The sequence below is a fragment of the Limnoraphis robusta CS-951 genome, from assembly GCF_000972705.2.
The window spans coordinates 1-10,334 of the sequence record NZ_LATL02000331.1 but is presented as its reverse complement, the minus strand read 5'-3'; the positions used below and the strand labels follow the sequence as shown (position 1 = coordinate 10,334).

The window sequence follows — 10,334 nt, the reverse complement described above, 5'->3', positions numbered from 1 at the left end:
AATCTTCTCGTTATCAAGAGTTACTGAATCAACTTCAACAAACAGAAATCCTTTTAGCTCAACAACGAACAATTTTTACTGATGCAGACCCAGAAGTTCAAAAGTCACTTGAACAACGTCAAAGTTTGCTAGCATTATTGAGGCAAGAAATAGTTAGAATTTTAGGAGAAATTCCAGCAGAACTGAATGTGACGGCGGAAGACATACTCAAAACAGGGCAGCTTAGTGAAATCGATCAAATGTTAGTCCGTCAACTGGCTGAAACTCAAACGGAGTTGCAAACTTTACAAGCTCGTGTCCAAAGTTTAGCTGAAACAGAAGAAGAACTACGCGCTAAATTGAATCGGTTTCCCAGTGTCATTGCTAATTATAACCGCTTACAGCCGGAAGTCGAAATTCAGCGAATGACGATTAATCAGTTATTGGAAAAAAGACAGGATCTGAGTCTGGAAATTACTCGGGGAGGCTTTAGCTGGCAAGTTGTAGAACCTCCTCAGTTGGGTGAACAAATTGCACCCAGCCTGAAAAAAAATCTAGCTTTGGGTGGAGTTTTGGGATTATTCCTGGGAGGAATTGTTGCTTTCTTGCGAGAAAGCTTAGACGATACCGTTCATAGTTCTGATGAACTCAAACAAAAGGTCACTTTACCCTTGTTAGGAATTATCCCTAAAATTCCGCAGGCTCAAGCCAACACTTCGATTTTAAATCTATCCTTCCGTAGATCTTCTCCGGCTTATTCTGTAATTTTACAAACCATTTATTGGCTGCCTTTTCGAGAAGCTCTTGACCTAATTTATAAGAATATTCAGCTTTTAACTTCTCCCAATCCCGTCAAATCGCTGTTAGTAACCTCCGCATTAAATGAGGCAGGTAAATCAACTTTAGTTTTGGGTTTAGCCTTGAGTGCAGCTCGCTTACATCAAAGGGTTTTACTGATTGATGCAAACTTACGTTCTCCGGCGCTCCATGAACAACTTAATCTGCCGAATGAACAAGGATTATCAACATTTTTGTCCAGTGAAGTTTCTGCGCCTTATTTGCATCAAATCTCCCCACTAGGTTTGAGTATTGATGTCTTAACAGGAGGGCCAATTCCTGATGATCCAGTTAAGCTTTTGAGTTCTAATAAGATGCGGAAGCTAATGAAAATTTTTGAAATAAATTACGATCTCGTTTTATTAGATACCTCTCCAATTCTCGGAACAGTAGATGTGCTGGAAACAGCATCCTTCTGTGATGGAGTTGTCATGGTTGAACGGATTGAACAAATTACTCAGTCTGAACTGAATCAAGCAATCGCAATGCTCAATCAATTAAAAGTAATTGGAATCGTCGCTAATGGAGCAACTCATTCTAAAAATAGTTCTATAACTTACAGTGAACGAAATGGCAATTATTTAGTTCGCTCAGACAAATCTGCTATCGATTTTCGAGATTACACGCAAAATTAAAGCCGATCAAGGTTTTAATCTTTTCGGATAGTTTTCTGATTCTCTGTTGTTCCAACTNATGCTCAATCAATTAAAAGTAATTGGAATCGTCGCTAATGGAGCAACTCATTCTAAAAATAGTTCTATAACTTACAGTGAACGAAATGGCAATTATTTAGTTCGCTCAGACAAATCTGCTATCGATTTTCGAGATTACACGCAAAATTAAAGCCGATCAAGGTTTTAATCTTTTCGGATAGTTTTCTGATTCTCTGTTGTTCCAACTTAATTGACTAATCATTAAATTATGATGTTATTTAAATTCCCTTATTACCTAAAAAATGTTTTTAAAAAAACACAGTTTTGGAAAGATAATTATTTAATTTTTCAAGAATTGAAGTCTGTGTCAAATATCGCTTTATTAGCATTGCTGTTTACCTTCCTGGCTGCTATTTTTGAAGGGTTTGGAGTTGGATTTCTGTTAACATTCTTACAAAGTCTCACTGAGCCAGATTACCAACCTATTCAAACAGGGATTGACTGGTTTGACGTTTGGATACTTGGAGTCAAAGCATCAGCAAATGAGCGAATTTATCGGATATCTATTCTGATTTTGATTGTCACTTTGCTGCGAACGGGTATGACCTACTTGAGCGAAGTTTACAGTGGACTTACTCAAAGTTATTTGGCTTATCAGTTAAGAGTCCGTCTATTTGAACAGTTTCAAAGTCTCAGTTTAAGCTACTTTACAAAAGTTAGATCGGGAGAATTAATTAACAGCATAACAGCCGAAATAGGACAGCTCATGCAAGCTTTTTCGCTGTTTTCTTTTATGCTAGTTAGAGGATCAACATTATTAGTCTATGTTGTTTCTATGATGTTGCTATCTTTGCAGCTTACCATTCTTTCTATCTTATTGTTTACCTTGCTGACTATCGGTGTATCAACACTGATTAAAAAAGTCCGAGAAATAAGCTTTGAGAGAACTAAAGCTAGAGGTTGGTATACTTCAATTGCCATTGAATTTATCAATGGGATTAATACAGTTCAGGCTTNCAACATTATTAGTCTATGTTGTTTCTATGATGTTGCTATCTTTGCAGCTTACCATTCTTTCTATCTTATTGTTTACCTTGCTGACTATCGGTGTATCAACACTGATTAAAAAAGTCCGAGAAATAAGCTTTGAGAGAACTAAAGCTAGAGGTTGGTATACTTCAATTGCCATTGAATTTATCAATGGGATTAATACAGTTCAGGCTTCGGCGGCTGAAAATTTTGAGCGCCAACGCTTCTATAAAGCGAGTGAAAATTTACTGAAATCTGATAATAAGTCTTTTGTTTTTAGTGCTTCAGTTGTTCCGATTTCTGAAGCCGTAGCAACCATAATTTTGATTGGAATGTTGCTCTTTTCTTTTGCCTTTTTAATTCCAACAGAGCAGCTCAAAATAGCTTCTTTACTCACCTTTATCTTTATTTTATTTCGTTTAATACCGATTACTCGTCAGCTTAATGGCNAATTTACTGAAATCTGATAATAAGTCTTTTGTTTTTAGTGCTTCAGTTGTTCCGATTTCTGAAGCCGTAGCAACCATAATTTTGATTGGAATGTTGCTCTTTTCTTTTGCCTTTTTAATTCCAACAGAGCAGCTCAAAATAGCTTCTTTACTCACCTTTATCTTTATTTTATTTCGTTTAATACCGATTACTCGTCAGCTTAATGGCGCTCGGACACAAATCAGTAGCTTCCAAGGTTCAATTAACAATATCAATGAACTGCTGAGAACGGATAACAAAACTTACCTCAAAAATGGGACTTCTCCCTATACTCACTTACAACAAAAAATAGTATTTCAATCCGTCAGTTTTGGGTACGATCAGGAAGATGTGATTTTACATGATATTAATTTGATCATTAAACGAGGTGAAATGACAGCTTTGGTGGGAGCATCGGGAGCCGGAAAAACAACATTAGCAAACTTGATTCCCCGCTTTTATGATGTCACTCAAGGTCAAATTTTAATTGATGATTTAGATCTTCGAGAATTTGATGTATACTCTTTGCGTCGAAGAATGGCGGTTGTCAGTCAAGATACCTTTATCTTCAATACTTCAGTTCGAGATAATATTGCTTATGCCTTAGAAAATGTAGAAGAAGAAGCAGTCGTAGAAGCGGCTCGTTTTGCGAATGCTTTAGATTTTATTCAAGAACTCCCCCAAGGGATGGATACAATCTTAGGAGATCGAGGTGTACGATTATCAGGAGGTCAACGTCAGCGAATTGCGATCGCACGCGCTATTTTACGTGATCCAGATATACTAATTTTGGATGAAGCAACCAGTGCTTTAGACTCAGTATCAGAGCGATTAATTCAAGAATCAATGGAAAAACTTTCTGTGGGTCGAACAGTGATTGCGATCGCTCATCGCTTGTCTACAATTGTTCGGGCTGATAAAGTTGTGGTACTGGAGCAAGGCAAAATTATTGAACAAGGAGGTTATCAAGATCTATTAGAACAGCGTGGAAAACTTTGGAAATATCATCAAATGCAACATGATATAAGTCAAGTTAGCTAAAATGGAGGTTATTCAATGAAATATCCATGNGGTCGAACAGTGATTGCGATCGCTCATCGCTTGTCTACAATTGTTCGGGCTGATAAAGTTGTGGTACTGGAGCAAGGCAAAATTATTGAACAAGGAGGTTATCAAGATCTATTAGAACAGCGTGGAAAACTTTGGAAATATCATCAAATGCAACATGATATAAGTCAAGTTAGCTAAAATGGAGGTTATTCAATGAAATATCCATGTGTGTCAGTTATTATTCCAACTTACAATCGAATTTTAATGCTACAAGAGGCACTAGACAGTGTTTTTTCTCAGCAATTTGATGAAGTTGTTGAAGTTATTGTGGTTGATGACAATTCTCAAGACAAAACCTCTGAAATGGTTAGTCAGAAGTATCCACAAGTTCACTTGCTCAGCCTCAAGCAAAATGTTGGAGTTGCTGCGGCACGAAATCAGGCTTTATCTATAGCGAAGGGTAGATATATAGCTTTTCTAGATTCCGATGATCTTTGGGAAAAAGATTATCTCAAAATCCAAATTTCCGCCTTAGAGGGTCAAGAGAAATGTTTCACTGTGAGTAATATTTTGGTGTGGAATACTGTAAACAATGAAAAACAGATTCGAGTATTGAAGCCTGACTTAGAAAAATATAATTCACCCCTTCATCATTTGATGGTTGGAAACTTTATTCACATTCCCTCCTGTGTTGTTTTTCCTCGTCAAGTGTTGCAAGAGGTTGGTTTATTTGATGAAAGAATTAAGCGAGGTGAGGATGCGGACTTTTATGCTCGATGTTTAATAGCAGACTATACTCCTGTTTTTACCAATCAACCTCTAGCCATTCAACGTAAACATAACCAAGGACAGTCAACAGATGTCAAAAATCAAGAGGAGAGAATACAAAATCGGTTATTTATGATTCAAAAAAATTATCCCATCATTTCACTGAAAGGTGANATGAAAGAATTAAGCGAGGTGAGGATGCGGACTTTTATGCTCGATGTTTAATAGCAGACTATACTCCTGTTTTTACCAATCAACCTCTAGCCATTCAACGTAAACATAACCAAGGACAGTCAACAGATGTCAAAAATCAAGAGGAGAGAATACAAAATCGGTTATTTATGATTCAAAAAAATTATCCCATCATTTCACTGAAAGGTGACTTCAAGGTTTCGCAAAATCAACTTTATGCTGATGTGTATCAAAAGTATTCCCGGTTGTATCTCAAGCAAAAAAAGATTTTTAAGTCCTTGAAATATTCCAAAAAACTAGCTGATTATACTTCTCTTAACTATGCTTTCTCTAACATAAAAAATGAATTTAAAGAAATATTATTCAATCGTTTCTCTCGTCTTCATAGCAAAATCAGACCAATTTTGAGCATAAAATGAAGATTTTCGAGAAAATGTTTAGACGTATCAGACTCAAATGATCAGACCCAAAAAACTATGATTAAAAATCACATTGAGATTTCGGTCATCATTCCAACTTACAATCGTCTTCCAATGCTTAAAGAAGCCTTAACTAGCGTATTTTCCCAAGATTACCAGGGAAACATAGAAGTTATTGTTGTTGATGATAACTCCCAAGATGGAACTTCAAAATTTATACTCCAAGAGTATCCCAATATTCATTTAATAAGTCTCGAACAAAATGTAGGATGTCCTACTGCTCGTAATCTAGGAATAAGTCAAGCCAAAGGACAATATATTGCCTTTCTTGACTCTGACGATCTTTGGGAGACGAATTATTTATCATCCCAGATTTTAGCTTTAGAAGGGAAAGAAAGATGTTTTTGTGTCAGTCATCTAGTTAGCTGGTATGTGATGAACAATCGAAAAAAAGTGGAGATTCAAAAACCAGATCTAAAAACCTATACATCACCCATCCATCATTTATTGATTGAGACTTTTATTCTGACACCTTCATCCGTTATTTTTCCTATCGAAATTTTTTATAAAGTTGGTTTTTTTGATGAAAACTTAAAATTAGGTTCCGATACTGATTTATATATTCGCTGTCTTTTAAAAGGTTATTCACCCCTCTTTTCAGAACAGTTTAGTGTAATCCGACGGGTACACAATGAAGGTCAAATGACCGATGCTAAAAATTTAAGAAGCAGAAAGAAAAGTCGAATTGATCGAATTCATAAATTTTATCCATTGCTTGATGAAAATCATAAAACGGTGTCTCTAAATCGAATCTATGCAGAACTGAATACGAACTTTGCCAGTTTATTTTTCCGGCGCAAGTATTTTGTAGACTGGTTAGTATGCTCTGTTCTTTCAGCGTATTATAGTTCTCCTCAGTATGCACTTAATAATATGAGGCTTGACTTTGCTCAAACAAAAGCCTTTAAAAGAATCCAGAAAAAATTGAAAGTTGAACAAAATCCTCAAACCTAAAAATGTTTACATCCTGACCCATTCTTGCCAAGCCTCAGCCGATTGAAGGAGAACAGTTAAAATGAAAGATTCAGTATCTATTATTATCCCCTGTTATAATGCAGAAAAATGGCTAAGAGAAGCTATTGATAGCTGTCTTCAGCAAACCTATTCTCCAATTGAAATTATTGTTATTGACGATGGTTCAACCGATAACTCCCTAGAAATTATCAAAAGCTATGGAGATAAGCTGATTTGGGAAACGGGAAAAAATAGAGGCGGAAACTACGCTAGAAATCGAGGGTTTGCACTTTCTAAAGGCAAATATATTCAATATTTAGATGCGGATGACTATATATTACCTGAAAAAATAGAAAAGCAAGTTTATTACTTAGAAGAAACAGGAGCAGATGTTGTTTATGGAGATTGGAGATTTCAATATCACTTACCCAAAGGAAAAATTTCACTGAGTGAGATTAATATTTGTGGCCCCCATGAAGATTTTCTAGAATTTTTGATTTCCGGTCAATACCCTTGGCTTACCACTATTGTTCCACTTTTTAGAAGAGCTGTTGTTGCTAATAGTCAGGGATGGGATGAGAATATTAAAAGCGGACAAGATAGAGATTTTTTTATATCAATAGCCCTAAAAAACGCTAAAATTTTTTATCAACCTGGTTGCTACTCAATACATCGAAAATATGGGAATATTACTGTTTCTACGTCAAACAAAGCCAGATGGCTAGAGCAGAACTTGTTGATTATGGCAAAAACAGAAAAAAAGTTAGCTGATTCCCATCGATTATCCTTGAAGTATCGAAAAGCTTTGGCTCGTTCCTACTTTACTTTGATAACTTACTGGTGTTCCTATTTAGGTTACTCAAACTATACTCAAATATTGTATAAAGTTAGGTCTTTAGATCAAGATTTTGAACCCAGTTACTCGAAAATATATCGCTTATTTTATCCGATTTTTAAATTTTATATTGCTGGAGTTTTGTTTAAGTTTTTGAAAGATTTTAAATATGTGTTTACAGGTCAAGAACTGAAATATTTTTTGCAACTCAATTCCATCAAAGTATAAAGTCAACTCATTTAAAATGATTACTACCTGCAAAGTCTAACGACTCTCCTAAATACCACCCATGATGACAATTACTGTTCTCATTCCTACCTACCGACGTCCTCAAGACTTAGCAAATTGTCTGGAGGGCTTGAAAAAACAAACTCGACAAGTCGATGAAATATTAGTCGTTGTGCGTGATATTGATACTGAAACTTGGGCATTTTTCCGCTCTTTTAATCAAGAGGATTTACCCCTACGAATCCTAACGGCGATCGCTCCCGGACAAGTCGCCGCTCTCAACCTCGGCTTAGAAGCCGCTCAAGGAGATATTATCGCCATTACTGATGATGATGCAATTCCTCATTTTGACTGGTTAGAACGCATAGAAACTCACTTCATTTCTAACCCCAAAATTGCTGGTGTTGGTGGGAGAGACTGGACGTATCGCAATGGAAAGTTAGAAGATAATCCTAAACAAAATGTTGGTCAAATTCAGTGGTTTGGGCGAGTCATTCCCCATCATAATTTAGGAGTAGGTGAAGCCCGTTCAGTAGACTGGCTGAAAGGCGCAAACATGAGCTATCGACGTAGCACCATTGGGGAACATCGATTTGATGAACGCCTCAAAGGCAAAGGCGCACAGGGGCGCAATGATTTAGCTTTTTCTGTGCAGCTTAAAAAAGCAGGTTGGATATTAATATATGACCCAAAAGTTGCAGTCGATCACTATCCCGGACAACAATTTGATGACAATCGTCGAGAGGGATTTAATCCCACCATTTATACTTATGAAGTTCACAATGAAACATTGGCTTTGTTAGAATATTTACAACCTTTACGAATAACAATTTATTTAATTTGGGCGGTATTTATAGGAACAAGAAGTCGATTTGGATTGGTACAATGTTTAAGATTTTTACCTCAGCAAAAAGGCTTAGTCTGGAAAAAATGGCAAGCTGCATTACAAGGACATCAACAAGCATGGCAAACCTGGAAAAATACTGCAAACAACCTAAATCCTGAAAAATCCTTAATCGGAATGAATCAATCAGAAAGTATTTAAATAATAGCTAATTTTAGAGAGGAAAAAATTATGATTAATAATGAACAGAAAGTTCAGGGTCATCTCTCAGCGACAAATGTTAGATTTAGGCTACAGCCTGCACTCGCTTGGACTGCAATACTGAGTTTGGTTTTCATATCGTTTGTCTGTATCCTAGCCGCCGCTAAAATAATGAATTTATTTTTTCCGACTGGATGTTTTGCCGTAGGTTTATTGCTTTATTTACGATATCCTTTACTCTATATTGGTTTTACTTGGTGGGTGTGGTTTCTTACCCCATTAATACGTCGCTTAGTTGATTACCAAAGTAGCTTTACAGAACCGAGTCCGATTCTCCTTTCACCACTTCTTGTTACTTTTATTTCCGGTATTTCATTTTTAAAATATTTTCCGCAATCCATTCAAAGAGGAGGTATTCCTTTTATCCTTTGTTTTTTTAGCATATTCTATAGCTTTCTCATTGGAATTATTCAAAATCCCATCAAAGGAGCAGTGATTGATTTTCTTGGATGGATGGCTCCTTTACTTTTTTCTTTTCATCTATTTGTTAATTGGAGAGAATATCCTCAGTATCGCCAAAATATACAACGCACATTTTTTTGGGGTGTTTTAGTTATGGGAAGTTATGGAGTTTGGCAATATTTAGTGGCTCCTGAATGGGATCGGTTCTGGCTAAGAAACGCCTCTGTAGTCTCCTTTGGAAACCCTGAACCTTTAGGAATTCGAGTCTGGAGTACCCTGAATGCACCCCAAGCTTTTGCAGGAGTTATGGTTGCTGGTTTATTGCTATTATTTAGCCAAAAAGGAAGTCTACGTTTTCCCGCAGCCGCATTAGGTTATCTCTCTTTTCTTCTGTCTTTAGCCCGTTCAGCTTGGTTAAGTTGGATAGCAGGTTTATTGCTTTTCTTTCCTTCTCTTAAATCGAATTTACAAATGCGCCTTATAATTACAATTACTATTGGCTTACTGTTTGTTATTCCCTTAACAACTATTGAGCCATTTTCAACAGNTCTACGTTTTCCCGCAGCCGCATTAGGTTATCTCTCTTTTCTTCTGTCTTTAGCCCGTTCAGCTTGGTTAAGTTGGATAGCAGGTTTATTGCTTTTCTTTCCTTCTCTTAAATCGAATTTACAAATGCGCCTTATAATTACAATTACTATTGGCTTACTGTTTGTTATTCCCTTAACAACTATTGAGCCATTTTCAACAGTAATCAATTCTAGAATTGAGTCTTTTTCAAACACAAAAACAGATGGAAGCTATCAAGATCGGACGAGAGGCTATAATGAATTAATTGGGTTAGCTCTTTCAGAATCGATGGGAAAAGGATTAGGGTATACAATTAAACATCAGAGCATTGGAGGTCGAGATAGTGGAATTTTACCTTTACTTTTCTCCTTTGGCTGGTTAGGAATGATACCCTATTTCGGAGGAATATTATTGCTTTTCTTTAAGATTCTTCAATCGCCTGAAGGAAAATTTGATACCTTTGCCAGTGTTAGTCGTGCGATTGCTTTGGGAACTTTTGCTCAGATTCCTCTAAATATCGTAACTACAGGTATAATTGGTATGGTTTTTTGGGGATTTCTAGGAATAACCATTGCTTCCCATAAATATTTTCGGAGTTTTTTTGAAGGAAAAATTATAGCTATTAGCGGCCACATTCGTACAAGCAAGTTAGGGAATCAATCTTCAGTAAAAGCACATTTTCGTCGCAAAGCATCTTAATTGATTCAAGTCAATTTTTAAAACAGCTTCACATCAAATAATGAGTCATAAAGTCAAACTCTATTCAACAGGAAAACAATGGAATCACA

Annotated in this window: 5 protein-coding genes and 3 pseudogenes; all 8 read left to right on the top strand. The window is 36.3% G+C overall.

Features of this window, described 5'->3' with window-relative positions:
- The coding region (locus tag WN50_RS27705; RefSeq protein WP_049561390.1) for a polysaccharide biosynthesis tyrosine autokinase at window positions 1–1,451 on the top strand (1,451 nt) is incomplete at its 5' end.
- Between the two features lie 286 nt (window positions 1,452–1,737).
- Window positions 1,738–2,485, top strand: a pseudogene (locus tag WN50_RS34925) (ABC transporter transmembrane domain-containing protein); the annotation flags it as partial.
- Window positions 2,486–2,512: 27 nt separating this feature from the next.
- Window positions 2,513–2,947 (top strand): annotated as a pseudogene (locus WN50_RS37880) (ABC transporter transmembrane domain-containing protein); the annotation flags it as partial.
- 1 nt (window position 2,948) lies between these two features.
- On the top strand, window positions 2,949–4,007 hold a 1,059-nt coding region (locus WN50_RS27690; RefSeq protein ID WP_152964948.1), incomplete at its 5' end, for an ABC transporter ATP-binding protein.
- 222 nt (window positions 4,008–4,229) lie between these two features.
- A pseudogene (locus tag WN50_RS37875) lies at window positions 4,230–4,957 on the top strand (glycosyltransferase family 2 protein); the annotation flags it as partial.
- Window positions 4,958–5,452: 495 nt separating this feature from the next.
- Complete coding sequence (locus tag WN50_RS27670) at window positions 5,453–6,409, top strand: glycosyltransferase family 2 protein (protein WP_049561025.1); 957 nt, start codon at window positions 5,453–5,455, stop codon at window positions 6,407–6,409.
- A gap of 61 nt (window positions 6,410–6,470) precedes the next feature.
- A complete protein-coding gene (locus tag WN50_RS27665) occupies window positions 6,471–7,472 on the top strand; it encodes a glycosyltransferase family 2 protein (RefSeq protein ID WP_053221610.1) in 1,002 nt (333 codons plus the stop codon).
- Window positions 7,473–7,533: 61 nt separating this feature from the next.
- A complete protein-coding gene (locus WN50_RS27660) occupies window positions 7,534–8,517 on the top strand; it encodes a glycosyltransferase family 2 protein (protein WP_046281913.1) in 984 nt (327 codons plus the stop codon).
- Window positions 8,518–10,334: the final 1,817 nt, after the last annotated feature.

Excerpts from the sequence above, each read along its gene's own strand:
- WN50_RS27670 (WP_049561025.1), top strand. The coding sequence starts at position 5,453 with ATGATTAAAAATCACATTGAGATTTCGGTCATCATTCCAACTTACAAT.
- WN50_RS27665 (WP_053221610.1), top strand. The coding sequence starts at position 6,471 with ATGAAAGATTCAGTATCTATTATTATCCCCTGTTATAATGCAGAAAAA.
- WN50_RS27660 (WP_046281913.1), top strand. The coding sequence starts at position 7,534 with ATGATGACAATTACTGTTCTCATTCCTACCTACCGACGTCCTCAAGAC.